This is a genomic window from Bifidobacterium sp. C0047B3, assembly GCF_056590535.1.
Map to the genome: position 1 here is coordinate 152193 of NZ_JBWPWH010000003.1, position 16224 is coordinate 168416.

The 16224-nt window shown below is 47.1% G+C and carries 15 protein-coding genes; 4 read left to right on the forward strand and 11 right to left on the reverse strand.

Translation table 11 applies throughout. The features are described from left to right. Positions 1-111 precede the first annotated feature (111 nt). The 7 genes from AC1EKT_RS04470 to AC1EKT_RS04500 form a co-directional block, all read right to left on the reverse strand. Positions 112-723: an ECF transporter S component gene (locus AC1EKT_RS04470; RefSeq protein ID WP_119526908.1), complete on the reverse strand. Its 612-nt coding sequence runs from the start codon at positions 721-723 to the stop codon at positions 112-114. Between the two features lie 535 nt (positions 724-1258). Beyond that, complete coding sequence (locus tag AC1EKT_RS04475) at positions 1259-2032, reverse strand: DUF4191 domain-containing protein (RefSeq protein ID WP_415683565.1); 774 nt, start codon at positions 2030-2032, stop codon at positions 1259-1261. A gap of 202 nt (positions 2033-2234) precedes the next feature. Beyond that, positions 2235-2873 carry a DUF3043 domain-containing protein gene (locus AC1EKT_RS04480; protein WP_481616063.1) on the reverse strand — a complete coding sequence of 213 codons (639 nt, stop codon included), beginning with the start codon at positions 2871-2873 and terminating at the stop codon, positions 2235-2237. A gap of 280 nt (positions 2874-3153) precedes the next feature. Then, the gene (locus AC1EKT_RS04485) at positions 3154-4521 is read right to left on the reverse strand and encodes a dipeptidase (protein WP_415683379.1); all 1368 of its coding nucleotides are present in this window, start codon (positions 4519-4521) and stop codon (positions 3154-3156) included. A gap of 199 nt (positions 4522-4720) precedes the next feature. Further along, positions 4721-5269, reverse strand: coding sequence for a low molecular weight protein-tyrosine-phosphatase (locus tag AC1EKT_RS04490; RefSeq protein ID WP_415683378.1), 549 nt, complete (start codon positions 5267-5269; stop codon positions 4721-4723). A gap of 47 nt (positions 5270-5316) precedes the next feature. Continuing rightward, on the reverse strand, positions 5317-5982 hold the full coding sequence (locus AC1EKT_RS04495; RefSeq protein ID WP_481616064.1) for a dihydrofolate reductase: 666 nt from the start codon (positions 5980-5982) through the stop codon (positions 5317-5319). 75 nt (positions 5983-6057) lie between these two features. After that, positions 6058-6930 (reverse strand): thymidylate synthase, encoded by an 873-nt coding sequence (locus AC1EKT_RS04500; RefSeq protein WP_481616065.1) that lies wholly within the window; start codon positions 6928-6930, stop codon positions 6058-6060. Positions 6931-7081: 151 nt separating this feature from the next. On the opposite strand from AC1EKT_RS04500, the gene AC1EKT_RS04505 reads away from it, so the two are divergent. After that, on the forward strand, positions 7082-7501 hold the full coding sequence (locus AC1EKT_RS04505; protein ID WP_415687363.1) for an OsmC family protein: 420 nt from the start codon (positions 7082-7084) through the stop codon (positions 7499-7501). A gap of 174 nt (positions 7502-7675) precedes the next feature. Further along, a complete protein-coding gene (locus AC1EKT_RS04510; RefSeq protein ID WP_421790588.1) occupies positions 7676-8968 on the forward strand; it encodes a glycosyltransferase in 1293 nt (430 codons plus the stop codon). A 709-nt stretch (positions 8969-9677) separates the two neighbouring features. On the opposite strand, the gene AC1EKT_RS04515 is transcribed toward AC1EKT_RS04510, so the two are convergent. The 3 genes from AC1EKT_RS04515 to AC1EKT_RS04525 all read right to left on the reverse strand — a co-directional run bounded on the left by AC1EKT_RS04515 (position 9678) and on the right by AC1EKT_RS04525 (position 12923). Beyond that, positions 9678-10703 carry a universal stress protein gene (locus AC1EKT_RS04515; RefSeq protein ID WP_004105206.1) on the reverse strand — a complete coding sequence of 342 codons (1026 nt, stop codon included), beginning with the start codon at positions 10701-10703 and terminating at the stop codon, positions 9678-9680. Positions 10704-10859: 156 nt separating this feature from the next. Next, positions 10860-11582 (reverse strand): C40 family peptidase, encoded by a 723-nt coding sequence (locus tag AC1EKT_RS04520; protein ID WP_415689240.1) that lies wholly within the window; start codon positions 11580-11582, stop codon positions 10860-10862. 189 nt (positions 11583-11771) lie between these two features. After that, positions 11772-12923, reverse strand: a complete 1152-nt coding sequence (locus AC1EKT_RS04525; protein ID WP_481616066.1) for a CHAP domain-containing protein — start codon at positions 12921-12923, stop codon at positions 11772-11774. Between the two features lie 185 nt (positions 12924-13108). Between AC1EKT_RS04525 and AC1EKT_RS04530 the strand changes: the two genes are divergently transcribed. Continuing rightward, positions 13109-13375, forward strand: coding sequence for a DUF2530 domain-containing protein (locus tag AC1EKT_RS04530; protein WP_391496310.1), 267 nt, complete (start codon positions 13109-13111; stop codon positions 13373-13375). Between the two features lie 118 nt (positions 13376-13493). Here the strand turns inward: AC1EKT_RS04530 and AC1EKT_RS04535 are convergent, their stop codons facing one another. Further along, positions 13494-14798 (reverse strand): sensor histidine kinase, encoded by a 1305-nt coding sequence (locus tag AC1EKT_RS04535; RefSeq protein ID WP_421790149.1) that lies wholly within the window; start codon positions 14796-14798, stop codon positions 13494-13496. Between the two features lie 345 nt (positions 14799-15143). Here AC1EKT_RS04535 and phoU point away from each other — a divergent pair, with 345 nt between their 5' ends. After that, positions 15144-15824, forward strand: a complete 681-nt coding sequence (gene phoU / locus AC1EKT_RS04540) for a phosphate signaling complex protein PhoU (RefSeq protein WP_415683369.1) — start codon at positions 15144-15146, stop codon at positions 15822-15824. The last annotated feature ends 400 nt before the right edge of the window (positions 15825-16224 follow it).

The following is a 16224-nucleotide window of genomic DNA, read 5'->3' on the forward strand; positions in this document are numbered from 1 at the left end:
TCTTGCGATTGAGTAGCATCAGGCATAGTAAATCCTTTATGGCAATGATAGATTTTAATTTTTAGTATATTTAATTTTTAATTTTTAATTTCGCTATTTAGCAAATTGCAACTACGCACGAGCTACGCGACCAGATGCAAAACGATCCAACGCGCCAGTTGAGCAAATTGCCTTGTACAAATACCACATCAACAAGCCCGAAATAATCGCACCAGAGACGAGTCCAGAAATTGTGCTGATAATCATGTAATTGCTAAAGATTGACGTACCTTCACCCCAAAGAATGTAGGAAATCACAGTGCCGCCAAATGCTGTAAACGCACCATCAAGAGTAGCAACCCAAACATTCCAAACGCGATATAGGAAGAAGAGGAAAATAATCTCACCAAAAATACCCTGAACTAAACCTGGGATCAAAACTCCACTTGCACCCCAGCTGGTACCAATAAGAAATTCGGTAAGTGCAGCAACAAACTCGCCTAAGAATGCAGCTCCAGGCTTACGAACAATAATTGCAGCCAAGCAAGCAGGGAAATAGAACAAACCATAGTACAAGCAATTCAAACCAGGAACTGCAGCAAATGGAATATCGAGGAAATGATGAGTAAAGTAGCCAAGCCAGAAAATCACACCGGAAGCAACGCCAATAACTACCGTAACAGTAATATCAGCGACGGTCCAGCGCCAATTAATCTTAGCTTTCTCTTTTAATTCTTCTGACATAAAATGTGCCTTTCTTGTTACGTGTTGCAATGCGTTACATTGTGCGCAATGCAATACTTTGCGTTACAAAGAAACCTTGCAACACCTCTCCAGGCACGGGAAAAACAGACCTCCGTGCGCCGGTATTACCCGGATTCACGTTCAAGCGGTTTTCTCTCAGCTCTGAATGTTCACGCTTGCATAAGCGAGATAACACAGAGCACCCGTGTCGATTGACGATTGTACGGCACTGCGTCGACGCACGCCGCAACGAGACTAATTGTTTACGCACGACAGTTCCTTTACAGCGGTGTACAGTTTATGCCGCCTACGTGCGCAATCCCGGCAGAAACTTTACGCGCATGTAAAGAAAAAGTCTCCTACGCGCTAAAAAACGGCAGAAACTGTGCAACGGTGTAAAGTTTATGCCGCTTCCCAGCCAGATTCCGACCAAAACTTTACAGCCACGTACAGAAAATGTCGAAATCTCATCAAAAAGCGACAGTTCCTTCACATTTACGTAAAGTAACTGTCGCCAATCCGTCGCAAGAATAATTTACTTACCGCGCATTGCACGACGGCTGATACGCTGCGGACGCGTTGGATCGATGCCCTTCGGAATGCCAAATCCACTCTTGCTTTGCAACGTGCGCAAACGCTCATTCAAAATCGCAAGCTCCGTCTTAGTAAGGAAGAATCGGCGGTTCGGATGAATTTTATCGAACAGCGCAAACTTGTGCTTCACAGGCTGTAACGTCTTCGAGCGCAACACCTTTCCGCGCAATTCTTTAAGCTTCACCTGATTTTCGCCATTACCAACAGCAATACGGTATACAGGTATATTAGATCCGGCAGTAACGCTTTTAATAGCGTGCTCCTGTCGATCCATAGCATGCATTAAACGCTCGTAATTACCCTCACCAACGAGGAAAATTCCGTTAAAACCAGTGCCGCGCCAAAGCGCATCCTTCGTGCGCGCATCCACCCACACAGGCTGCTGCGGAAAAGTAAAGCCGCCCTTATTAATCGCAGAAATAATGCCGGCAGCCGCACCCGGACGACCTTCCAACTTTGCATAACCAACTTTATCTGCGCGCTTCGTAAGCACAACAGTAAACAGCAGCAAACCAAGCATCGCCGCTGTAATAAGCATCATAATCCACATCAAAATGGACCAACGAGATACAATTCCAAGAATTACAGCAACCAAAATCGGCGCAGCAAACGCGCAAGACAGGAACAAAGGCAGCTGCTTATCGTCAGAATGCGTGTACTTATAAATACGTATAATCTGCGAGAACATGCCCTGCTTTTTCTTAGGCTGCTTCATGCCTTGCGTCGCGCCCTGAGATGCGCCTTGCGATTTGCTTTGTGCTTTATCTTGTGCCATGCGTTTACCCCATGATATTCGCGTTATTTTGAGTATCCCAAATAATAATAGTAGCTTGTGCAAAAATAATAATAGTAGCTTGTGCAAATATTAATAAATTTGCACTTACTTTTGCACTTATTTTTGCACTTACTTCAGCCAGTTACTTCGGCCAGTTACCACGCTTTGCGCTACTCGGCTTAGGCAAACGCCAGCGACGAAGCTGCATAGCGCGGCTGAATGCATACATGCCGGAACGCGATTTGCGCGACACAGCCACATCGCCAAAACGACGAATCAGCTCCTTGCGCAACTTACGCCACATAACAAACATGTCAATTACAGATGCAAACAAATACACGTACAAGAACACTGCAAAAACAAAATAAACAATCACAAAATTAGATAGCGCAAACAAGCAAATCATAATCAGCACTGCAACTGGTATGAAAAACTCGCCAATATTAATTCGAGCATCCACGTAATCGCGAATATACACGCGCCATGGAAGCTGCTCAATTTTTGGCATATGCGCCAAATCGCCAGTGCGCATTGCGTTGTATTGCAAATTCTCGGATTCGCGAAGACGAGCGCGCGCGCGTTTTGCACTTTCCTTGCGATCTGCCGGCACTAGTGGGCGAAGCTTTTGCGCCTGAGCAGCGTTGCGCTTAGGAGTCGGCGCGTTTTTTTCGCGAGATTTCGTCGCTACAGACGATTCTGCATCCGCTACTTTCTTTTGCAACGAAGGAGTAGATGTGCCCTCGTTATTGGCAGTTTTCTTTGCAAATGGATTCCATGTCATGTTTGCAGATTACTCAACAGACTAGACGCATGCAGACGCGGCGGAAACGGCAGAAACGGCAGAAATGGCAGAAAGTTTACAGTAACGTAAAGTTTCGGTCGGGAATCGCCACAAAAGCGGCAGAAACTTTACGCGCATGTAAAGAAAAAGCCGGATACGTACGAAAAAGCGGCAGAAACTTTACAGTAACGTAAAGTTTCGGTCGGGAATCGCCACAAAAGCGGCAAAAACTTTACAGCGTTGCAAAGTTTATGCCGCCTTCGCGCAAAATTAGCCAGAATTACTCGCCCAATCGATCCAAAAGCAGCGCTTCCGTCACAATATTTCCGCGCAAACCAGAAAGCGAAATCGACTCGTTCGGGCTGTGCGCATTGGACTTAGGATCTTCCGGACCCGTCACCAGCACCTGCGCCTTCGGGAAGATGCGCTGAAGCTCCGGAATAAACGGAATCGAACCACCCTCGCCCTTATTTACCGGCTCCACGCCAAAAGCATCGCGCATAGAAGCGAGCGCATCCTTCGTTGCAACAGCATCCGGATCCATTGCCCAACCCATGCCGTTATCAATCGGCTCCGCAGTAACTTCTGCACCAAAAGGCGCGTGAGATACCAAAAAGTCGCACAAAGCTTTTTGAGCTTCTTCCGGACGCTGCGAAGGCGCGGTACGAAGCGAAAGACGCAACTTAGTTTCGTGCGCAATCACATTAAAACTGCCCTCAACAGGATGCGCGTCCATGCCGATTACCGTCAAGCTTGGCTTAGTCCACATGCGCGCGGCGAGTGAACCGGTGCCTGCAAGCTTATAAGAATCGACCACGGAAGCATCGGCACGCACTTGCGCTTCGTCCAAATCGCGCTGCAAACCGCCAACTGGCTCCTGAGCTTCAATTCCTGGAACTGCCAAGTCGCCAGCTTCGTTGTAAAGCGAGGCAATAAGCATGGAAGCGAGCGTGTAAGCGTCCAAAATCGGGCCGCCAAACTGTCCGGAATGCACTTGATGACCAAGCACTTTAACCTTTACGTCTACGTCTGTATTTCCGCGCAAACTCGTTGTAAGGCTTGGAATTTCGGCGGACCAGTTTCCGGAGTCAGCAACGATAATTACGTCGGATTCGAACTCGTCTTTATGCGATTCAATGAACGGGATGAAGCTTGGCGAGCCCATCTCTTCTTCGCCTTCGATGAAAACCTTAATATTTACGCGCAAATCGTCGCTTAGCGCGCGCAAAGCTCCGTAGTGAATTGCGATTCCGCCGCCGTCGTCGGCTGAGCCGCGTCCGTAGAGGCGACCGTCGCGCTCTGTGCCTTCAAATGGGTTGGTTTCCCACTCGGATGGGTCCGGAACTGGCTGCACATCGTGATGTGCGTAGAGCAAAACCGTTGGCGCGCTTGGGCTTACGATGCGCGAGCCGACCACTTCGAAAGCTCCTGGAGTGCCGTCCGGATTCGTGGACTGCTCGACGCGCGCGTCAATACCAACCTCACGCAATACCCCAGCCACGTATTGCGCGGACTTTTGCATATGCTCGCCAGCAATGCCCTTAGCCGACACCGCAGCCAGCGAAATCTTCTTATTCAGCACGGAAACTACGTCATTCCAAGCGTCCTGCACGCGAGCGCGCACGTCTTCGACAGCCAAACCTGCCATAAATCCTCCAAACTAAAAGTAACAGAGCGGTAATTGATGCCTGTAAAACTATACCTACAAATTTAAACTATATTCGCAAACGTGACGACCTACTTTGTTCAGCTTGCGAGACAGTTTCTTTACACTCGCGTAAAGTTTCTGCCGCTTTCAAGCTCGCAAACGACCGTTACTTTACACAGCTGTAAAGTTTCTGCCGCTTTCAAGCTCGGTCAATGCGCGCGGCAACCCAATCGACGATATAAGGCGCGCACTGCTCAACCTGATCCATCGCAACCTCAAATTCGCGAGGACCTCCGTACCACGGATCTGCCAAGTCGAGCAACATCTCGCGACCCGGCTGCGGCTTAGGAAGCGACGGATCAAACGCGCGGTACATGTGCACAAGTTCGCGCTTTTGCAGCGGCAGCAAACGCAAAAGCGAACGCATATGCGAAGCCGTCATCGGCAAAAACAGGTTCGTTTCCGCAATCTCATCCTCTTCAATTCGATGCGCAAAATGCGAAGCAGGAAGCCTGTATCCGCGCTTAGTTAATTCCCTTTGCGCGCGGCGGTCAATCGGATTTCCGTACTCTTCGTCGCTTACACCACTGGAACGCACGGCAACTACGTCGCCCAATCCCCTCAATTGAAACTCGTTGCGCAACACGATTTCCGCCATTGGTGAGCGGCAAATATTGCCTGTGCAAACCGTCATAACGGTATATGGGTGACGCGCGTCGACCTTGATTTTGCTTGATTCTTCAGTCATATTTCCTCGTTTACTTTGCGGTTTTCGTTTACTTTGCGGTTTCTTGTTTACTGCGCAGGCTCATATACCATAAACCGGTATCGTGCAGGATTGCTTTCGCTACCAACCTTCAGCAGCGCTTCCTCAAACTCGCCTTCGCGCGCAACATGCCATTTTCCTGCATCAACCAATGCATGAATATTCGGAGCAAATGTGTCCGCTGCAACTTTCGCATCAATTTGCGTTACGTAAGCTGCGTCTGCGTGATAATTCGCAAGCATTTCACGCAAAATCGCAGCGCCGCCAATAACCCAGATTGCTGGGCCATCTTGAGGCGAGTCTTGAGATGCGTCTTGAGATGCGCTTTCCTGATTTTCAAGCGTTTCCCTATTTTCCAGCGCTTCCCTATTTTCCAGCCATTCGCGCGCATAATTCAAAGCCGCGTCAATGCTAGTAAAACTACGCGCACCATCCGCCACAAAATCAGGATTATGCGTAACAACAATATTTTCACGCCCAGGCAGCGGACGGAACTTCGGCGGCATCGCATCCCACGTGCCACGACCCATAATCACAGGGCAGCCGATAGTCATCGCCTTAAAATAGCGCAAATCCGGCGAAAGTCGCCACGGCATGCCTCCGTTTACGCCCATCGCGCCGGGCTTGCCGTCCAAACCGAAAGCCTCGCCCCAAATCAGTCGCACAGGGAAATTATGCGACACACTGTTTGCCATATACGCACCTCACACGCTAAATCAAGCTAAATAATTCACAACCAATCACACCGCAACCAATCACACCGCAACCAATCACACCGCAACAGGCGCTTTAATCGTCGGATGATGCTTGTAATCAACCACCTTAAAATCGCTGTAATCGTAGTCAAAAATCGAATCCGCCTTATGAATTTCAAGCTGCGGATATGGGTATGGCTCGCGCGAAAGCTGCTCGAGCACCTGCTCAACGTGATTGTCGTAAATATGGCAATCACCGCCCGTCCACACGAACTCGCCCGGCTCCAAACCTGCCTGCTGAGCCATCATCATCGTCAAAAGCGAGTAAGACGCAATATTAAACGGCACGCCGAGGAACATATCGCAAGAACGCTGGTAAAGCTGGCATGAAAGCTTGCCGTCGGCAACGTAGAACTGGAAAAGCGAGTGGCAAGGCGGCAACGCCATATGCTCAACTTCCGCAGGATTCCAAGCGCTAACAATCATGCGGCGAGAATCTGGGTGATTCTTCATAAGATCCAGAACGTTTGCGATTTGGTCGATTGTGCTGTTTGGATTTTCCGCGGTCGGCGCCGGCCAACTCCTCCATTGCACGCCGTAAACAGGGCCTAAATCGCCATTTTCATCCGCCCACTCGTCCCAAATATGAACGCCATTTTCTTGCAACCAACGCACATTGCTCGATCCTTTAAGGAACCAAAGAAGCTCGTACGCAAGTCCTTTGAAAAACACGGTTTTCGTGGTGATAAGCGGGAAGTATTTGCTAATGTCGAAGCGAATTTGCTGACCAAAAAGCGAAATCGTGCCAGTGCCAGTGCGATCTGATTTTAAAGTGCCTTCCGTAAGGATTTTTCGCACTAAATCCTCGTAAGGAGTTGGGATGCTGGAAAGCGGTTTTTGTGGTACGCGCGCGCGAATTGCGGCAAGTTCTTCTTCTGTTAAAGCCATGCTGCCATGTTAACAAAGCACTAATAAATTTAAAGAATCGCGCTTGTAAAACCATATGTCTACCACGCAAAACGCTAGCTTCGGCAATTGAACGCAAAGTTACAATCCTTACGATAACATGAACAAATACGACTACAGCAAAGGAGCAAAAATGTCTAGAAGATTATGGGTAGAGCGCAACGAAGACGGCACTTGGGAAGCACACAGCGACGACGGCGTGAGCTTGAAGTTTGGCCATGGCGAAGGCATGTTCAACCCGGTTGAATTAATGCAAATCGCTTTAGCTGGTTGCACAGCGCTTAGCAGCCAGTATGCTGCAGAACACGCTATTGGCGAGGGCGCTGGAGCGCGAGTTGTAGTAAACGGCACGTACGACGCGGAAGAAGGCACGTATTTGCGTTTTCAAGAAGACGTCACTCTTGACGCAACTTGCGCAAAACCTGCACTCAGCCAGGAAGATGCGTCCGCACTAAAGGAGCGCATGGAACGCCACATTTCCAGGGGTTGTACTGTTAAGCATACGCTCGAAAAAGGCGCGCAAGTTAGCATAAACGTTACTGTTCGCAGCTAGAACAAGCCAAAAGTCGCGCCAAAAGTCGCGAAAAATTGCACTAAACTTGCACTAAACTTGCACTAAAATCACACTAAAATCACACTAAAATTCACCACGTGTGGCACAATTGAGTACACAAGATATTTGCGCAATAATGACGCTACGCATGCATGTATGCAACCGGAGGAAACTTTGAAAATCGCTATTTTTACCGAAACGTATCCACCGTACATAAATGGCGTCGCAACACAGTCTTACATGCTCAAAAAGATGTATGAAGAGCTTGGGCATGAAGTGCTAGTAGTCACGGTCGGCTCCGAAAAACAGCGCAAAACCAAGCTTGAAGATGGAGTTGTTTACGTTCCGGGCATATTGCTTAAAAAGCTTTACAAATACCGCGTTGCGCTTCCGATTGGTCACATGCGAAAGCAACTTCCTCTTAAATTTAAGCCGGATGTCATTCATATTCAAAACGAATTTGGCATTGGCGAAATCGGCTTGGAAGTAGCAAAAAAAGAGCATATTCCCGTTATTTACACGCTTCACACAGAATACGATAAATTCCTGTTTTACATTGGTTTAAAGCATTTTACTGAGTTCTCTCGCAATATTTCGGCGAAATATTTTATGCGATTCTCGAAAAATGCCACAATTATTACGAGCATGTCTCCTAAAGCACAGGCATATATTGACCGTCAGAAGGTTGATAAAAAAGTAATCGTGCTGAATAATGCTGTGGAATATAAAAAGTTCCTACCAACGCCTGAGCGACTTGCATTCCGCAAAGCTTTCCGCGAAAAATATGGCGTTTCTGACTCTACTAAGCTGTTTGTTTTCGTTGGTAGAATCGGCGCTGAAAAAAATATTTCAGAATTAATTGACAACTTTATGTATTGCGATTTTCCTCGCGAAAAAGCGCGCTTATTTGTTATTGGCGGCGGTCCTGATTTGGAATCGTTGCGAAAGCGCGTGGCAGATAATGGCTTTGACGACAGAATTTGCTTGCTTGGGCCTATTGCTCACACGGAAATTCCAAAGTATTTGCACGCAATGGACTACTACACAACCGCCTCACTTTCCGAAATGCACTCACTTTCGATGCTAGAGGCAATGGCTTCCGGTCTGTTTGCGCTTGTAAAGCATGATGTGCCGAATGAGAAGCAGATTATTAGCGGTCAAAACGGGTATCAGTGGGATACTAAGGAAGATTTTAAGGCTGTTTTTAGTAAAGTTTTGAATATGAGCGAGGCTGAGCAGGCTCAGCTTAAGGCGAACGTGCTCGAGTATTCGAAGAATAACGATTTTAAGAGCCAAGCGCTTGAGCTGCTTAAGATTTACAAGCGCGCAATTGAGATGAATAAAGAGAAGCTCGCTGAAAAGAAAGCTAAGCGAGATGCCAGGCGCGCGCGTTTTATGCTGAAAAAGCGCGAGAATACTGAAGCGAAGTCGCAAGAGACGAAAGAGCCGCAAGAGCCGCAAGACTAGATGACTTGCGCGCTCCAAACGCTGGCACGACGACGTGCTTGAGCTCAGCACAGCGCGTAGGCGGCATAAACTGCACACAGCTGTAAAGTTTTGGTCGGAATCCGGCTGGCAAGCGGCATAAACTGCACACAGCTGCACAGTTTTGGTCGTTTTTTAGCGCGTAGCCGACCTTTATTTTACACGCGCGTAAAGTTTCTGCCGTTTTTCGTTACTGGTGCAGATGAGCAACTGCATTAGTAACGCATATCGTCATTTTTTCGTTACTGGTGCAGATGAGCGACTGCGTACGCGACGATCTGCTCGAGCGCAGCACAGCGCGTAGGCGGCATAAACTGCACACAGCTGCACAGTTTAGGTCGAAATCCGGCTGGCAAGCGGCATAAACTGTACACGGCTGTAAAGTTTTGGTCGGATTTTCTTGCGCTCGCGGCATAAACTGTACACGGCTGTAAAGTTTTGGTCGGATTTTCTTGCGCTCGCGGCATAAACTTTACACGGCTGTACAGTTTCTGTCGGATTTTCTTGCGCTCGCGGCATAAACTTTACACGGCTGTACAGTTTCTGTCGGCTTAAGTTGCGTAGCCGACCTTTTTTTACACAGCTGCACAGTTTCTGCCGGATTTCGTTACTGGTGCAGACGAGCAACTGCGCACGTAACGACATGCTTGAGCACAGCACAGCGCGCGCGAAAGCAGGTCGTCAGTGCACATTAACGCAGCGGATCGATTGTTTGCTCAATCTCCTTAGCAGCTTCTTTACCAGCCTTCGGCACATCAACCTCATGCACTCCGGAAATATCGTCAATAGACGCTTCAGAATGCTGCTTTTGCGCTGCTGCAACCTGAGCTGCACTAAATTCCACATACTTGCGCGGCACAACGTACACAGGCCTAGAAGAATGCTGCAACAATCCCTGACTAATCGAGCCAAGCAACAGACCGGTAAAGCCACCGCGACCGCGAGAACCAACAACCACAAGATCATGATTCAAACTAGCCTGAGTCAAAGCTTCAACAGCAGAACCAGGCACAACAGTTCGATGAATTTGCAAATCTGGCAAACGCTGCAAAATTGGCTTCACACGCTCCTCAAGATCCTCCATGTACGATCCCATAACAGCGGTGTCTCCCTCAGCACCTTGCACCCTTGGCACTGCGGAAATAACATCAAGCTCAGCATGCCAGCTATCCGCCAAATCAGCCGCAATTTCAAGAGCTTTAAGCCCCCACTTTGACTCGTCAGAGCCAACAGCCACACGCGTAATCGTGTTATTCAAGTGAATACGCTGACCGTCATCGTCAGTGTAAGGCACAACCACAATTGGGCAATACGCATAAGCTGGAAGCGAAGAACTAGTTGTGCCGAGCAAACGCTCTGCCAAGCCACCTTTGCCGCGATTGCCAATCACAATAAGCTGATAGTTACGGGAAAGTTCCACGAAAACCGAGGAAGGATCACCCGTAACAATTAGCGTAGTCGCGTCAACACCCTGCTCAAGAGCAACAGCTTTTGCTTTAGATAGAATTTCTTGAGCATCGTGATGAGCTGCATTATCGTCACCAATCGCAGTGTAAGTGGCATCAAAAGAAACAGCAGCATAACTTGGCAACGAATAAGCGCAAACAATTTGCAATTGCAACCCAGCATGCTTTGCGTAATTTGCAGCCCACCAAACCGCTTTATAGCTCGCGTGTGAGCCGTCAACTCCAACCAATACAGCTTTTTCTGGGATCATTGCCAACCTCCTCATACTTGCACTCGCGACAGCAGCGTCACTCGCGCACAACTTGTAAATACTATTGTAGCGTAATTTTAGATTGAGTGTTGGCAGTTTTGCGATATATGACTACAGAAGCCACAAAAGCTACAAAAGCTACAGAAACTACAGAAACTACAGAACGCGACGAATAGAGTATGCGCCTGGGAACACGTAGCGGATAGGATCGTACTTAGTGCCAGCAAGCTGCGAATTAATTACCATGCCGTTACCAACATAAATAGAAGCATGCTGCGCATTCGCGATAATGTCTCCAGGCTGCGCTTGAGCCAAACTTGGGATTGGAGTTCCGACAGTCGCCTGCGCTCCAGAAGTACGAGGCAAAGAAACACCAACACTAGCAAAAACATACTGCACAAAACCAGAGCAATCCCATCCAGCAGGAGTATTGCCACCGCTGCGATACGGTACTTTGCCTAAGAATTGAGTAGCAAAATTCAAAAGAGAAGCAACAGACTTATCGTCAGGAGGAACTACAGAAGCAAGAGGAACCTGCTCAACACCACTGCGGAAACCAGAACGGCTTGCAGCATCATTTCCAGCAAAAGCACGGCGTGCCACTTCAGCAGCTTGTTCGCTAGGAGTCTTAGTTTGAGGTACATTCAAGCTTTCTATGCCGCCCCAATGAGAATTTGCATCGACATCAGTAGAAGTGGATTCAGTTAAAATATCGCGACGCACATTCGTCACCTTTGGAAATGCGCGCGTAGAAGTGACAGCTGACTCGGAAAGCTCATGCGAAGACTCTGCCATGGCGAATGGCACCATAACAGTAAGCATTGAAGCTGCTGCGACAGCTGATACAAAAACTGAGAAAATTCTACTTTGTTTTAGCATACTTTTTGCAGTATATCATCGGGGTATTACATACGAGAGAAATTAGCAACGCCAGTAATAAACAAACTAATTTTAGTAACAAACAAAGCAGCTCTAGTAACGAAGCTTTAGTAATGCAGCTTCAGTAACGCGCCTTGATAATTAGCTTTAGTAACGAATCTTCAGTAATACAGCTTCAGCAATGCAGCTTTAGTAATGAATAAACTGATATTGAGAAACTTCCTTAGCGTCAAACTTGCGCGAGAAAGTTCGTCCTTGGTAAGAAGCGCCACATTCAGAAGTTTCAATAGAACCGTCTGAATTAATTTTTTCAACAACTGCAACGTGCCCGTAGAACGGATCAGAACCAGCCTGACCTGAACGGAACACCATAATATCGCCAACGTGACGAGCGGAATTATCTACCCAATAGCCAAGACTGCGCGCAGAATCAGCCCACATATTTCCGTTGCCAAAATGCGAGCCAACAGGCAAACCTAACTGATGTCGGCGAATATACACCCACCAAGTGCACTGGCTGAACTCATACGCGTTACCGGTATCCCCAGTTGTGTGATTTGGATTAAAGCCCTTCGGCAAAACGTCAAAGTCTTTATCCATCAACAAAGCAACTTTAGGATTATTCGCAGCAGAACGCGACATTTCCGCAATATTAAAGCCTGAATCAGAACCTAAATTCCACGAATCAGACTTTGAAGATACAGTAGAAAAAGTGCCAGGTTGTACTGAATTAGCAACCTTATTGGCTAAGTTTTCATGCTTCGAATCCGAGCGAGCAGGACTATTTTCATTCGCGCTATTTGCAGCATCAGCAGAGTCCGTATGCGATTTTTTAGCAGCATTCTCAATAGAGTCAACAGCGTTATTAATAGTCGCCATAGGATCAAGCGACTCGCGCTGGCTAGAACGCGAAACAGTTGAAGATGCGTCGCCAACTGCAGTCACAGACGGCTCAAATTCGGAAGCGCGAGCATCAAAACTATTAACCTTAGTTAAAGCCATAGTAGCTGCAACAGTACCAACCATTGCAACAAGAGAAGCCGAAAGTATTAAATTGCGACGACGCTCATTAGCAAGTTTAGACAACCTAAGCGCACGTCTGCTTTGAGGAACAAGCTCCTGCAAACGCTCAGAAACAGCTTCCGGAAGTTCTACAACAGCACCATTGCTAGTAGCAACCGCAGCCAAACGCTCACTAACACGATTAGCTTGAACAGAACGCATACCGCGCACACTATGCGCACCATGAACACCATGCGCTCCATGCTGAGCTACAAACAGCGAAAGCGGCGAATCACCACGCCTCTTTGCTTTTGTGGCACCATGTGCAGCATGTCTCATACTAATCACTTTCTTACGTTAAACGTGGAACGCAGCGCACAAACGCTACACCCCCAACTGACTTTCTTTCAATCTTCTATGTGAAAGGTTACAACGTGGTTAGGATGTAAGAAACACATACAGCCTAAATCCGCTAATTTTCGCGCTTAAGCTGCCATTGTCACACTTAGACTTCGGTAAGTTGTATGGTTGGAAGTATGAAATTTGCACCTATAGTTAATCCTGATGCACGAAAAGCAGCACCAAAACCGCTGCGCGTTGATTTGCGAAAGGTTTTTTCTATAGGAACGATCGCGTGGTTAGTCGCAACAATAATTGCGCTTATCGTTGCGTTATTGCATATTACGACTTGGTTTCCTGTGTTGTTTTGCGCATCGGGAACAATTATTGGCGTTCTGCTATTAATTTGGGAACATTTTGACCGATGGGACTACAGGCGCTTAGGAAAATAGTTTATTGCTGATTTGCTGATTTGCTGATTTGCCGATTTGCTGATTTGCTACTTACTACTTACTTACCTGCTGAATTATTTACTTGCTACTTGCTACTTGCTACTTACTTACCTGCTGCTTATTTACTTGCAATCGGTAGCGCAAAACTTACGGTAGTACCCTGCCCCGGCATACTCCAAAGCGTAATATTTCCGTGGTGCGTAAGTGCCACATGCTTAGCAATTGCAAGCCCTAAACCAACACCATCCTGGCTTTGACTATTTTGATTATTCGCACGATAGAATCGTTCAAAAATTCGCGACTGATCTTGCAAATCAATGCCAACTCCGCGATCTACAACACGGATCACAGCGTATTGACCATCTGTTGAAAGCGACGCAGATAGCGAAACTGTAGAATTTTTTGGAGAATACGTAATTGCATTCTCAACTAATTTCCGCACTGCAGCTTGAATTTGCGAAATTTCACCGCGCACGCATAAGCTCGAATCGACTTTTGACACAACATGTACGCAACAATCCTTAGCAAACGCAGCAACTTGATTTTGCACATACGACAAAACATCATTCAAAGAAAATACTTGCGCAGAATCTAAGTCAATAGGATTTTGAGCGCGAACCAGCCACAACAAATCTTCAAGCATGTGCTCAAGTTTCTTGGAAGATTTACCGGCAATTTGCGCAATATCTTTAATTTTTTGCGCAGATACCTGTTCGTTTTGCAAAACTTTCGTAAGCTGAGTTAAGTTGCGAGTAGATCGCATTAACTGCTCAGAAACGTTGGAAATAAAGTCGTCGCGAGTTTGCGCAAAACGGTGAGCTGCACTCGTATCCTCAATAATTACAACTACGATACCGCCTCCAATGCTTCCAGCCGTAACAGTAAGCCAATTAGGGCGCGAAACAGTGGTTGACTCTTGAGGATTTGCGGTTATTGACACATAACGCTCAGGGGTCGAAGTGACCAAAGAGAAGCGCTCGAATCCGCCAGAAGCGCGTACGGAATTAACAGCTTGAAGAACGCGAGGCTGACATAGAGAATCATCGCTAACAACACCCAGCAAATAAGCTTCAGAACTTGCGCGAATTACGTCATTGTTGGCATCAATTACAACAGTTGGCATGTCGAGCATTGCCAAAACTTGGGACGCGTCGTCGCTGATGTCATCACTTGCGTTGTCGCTTGGGTTGTCGCTGATGTCGTCGGTTATGTCGTCAGTTATGTCGTCAGTTTCGCCATACTTTGCGCCATACTTTGCGCCATACTTTGCGCCGCGAATATAATTAAACGCTCGCTTAAAAAGACGCAAAACTGTAGAAAACCAATCCGACATCAACACACACAACGAAAGCACAACGCACAACGCAAGCACGCCGAAAGCAACAAATACAACGATCACAACCGCAGAAGAACCTTGAGGCATACTCCTATAATCTCATATTTTGCGCGCTTTTGTAACTATGCAACTAAAAAGCGGCATAAACTTTACACGGCTGTAAAGTAAAGGTCGGCTACGCGCCAAAAAACGACAGAAACTTTACACCGCTGTAAAGTTTCGGTCGCTTACGCGCGAAAAAGCGGCAGAAACTTTACGCTCGTGTAAAGAAAAGGTCGTTTGCGCGCGAAAAAACGACAGTTTCTTTACACCGCTGTAAAGTTTCGGTCGCTTCGTTACCAGCGTCGTCTATAATTGCATAGGATGCCTGACTTATAGCGATGTGCAAACTAGGCGTTCGAATAAACTCACAGCACTGAGAAAGGACGCACCATGCGAGTAATTTTCAACGAAGAAATGAAGGCGATTGCTTCAAACCTCGAACGCATGGCAGAACTTGTAGCAAAAGCTATGAACGATGCTGGAAGCGCGCTTTTGAACGCGGATTTGGAAGCTGCTCAAACTGTTATCGATAAAGACGCAGACTTAGACGCTTTAGAAGCAAGCACTATTGACCAATGCTTGACTTTGCTTGCGCGCCAAAACCCAGTTGCAACGGACTTGCGCGAAGTTGTAGCTACAATGCGATTAGCTGCAACATTTGAACGCATGGGAGATTTAACAAGTCATATCGCTCAAATTACTAGACGAACCTGGCCTGAATCTGCTATTGCGCAAGAAGGACGCGAAACTATTGTTGCAATGGTTGATTTCTTGCGCGAACTGTCAGGCCGCTTAACAACTATGGTTGCAAATCGCGATGTGCAAATGGCGGAAACTATTATTGCTGGCGACGATGCGCTCGACAAATTGCACGAGAAGATTTTTGAGCTGGTAGAAGGCGAAAATTGGAAGGGTACGCGCAGGCAGTTGATTGATGTCGTTCTGCTTAGCCGCTTTATTGAGCGAATTGGGGATCATTGCGTTGCTGTTGCAAGGCAAATTGTGTTTATTGTTTCCGGATTCGATCCGTCCAAGAAGCCGGAGCCAGATAAAGACACGGTTGTAGCGTAAAGCGCATGGATTAAGTAGCGAAAGTAGTTTCTTAAAAATAACTATAGCTTATATTACAAATTGTTTAATGTGGCGCGAGTTTTAGGGGATTTCTCTCCTCGCGCGCCCCGTCCTTCGGGCGCTCTGGCTGCTAAAAGAGTTCAGTGTGTTCGCCTTTCTTTAAAGAATGTAGCTTCTCAGTCCTCTTTTAGCGCTCGTAGAGAAATCCCCCAAACTCTGCGTGCTTAATCGTTAATAACCTCATTTTATCGCAGAGATTTTTCGATTTTTCTTCTTCGCTTGGCGAATCAGCAGCCTGCGGCTCTGACGTTCGCCGCGCTCAGTGCGAAAAATCTCAAATCTCTACCACACGAATATCCACACGACTGAATGACAACGAAACTAAAATGTAAAATAATTT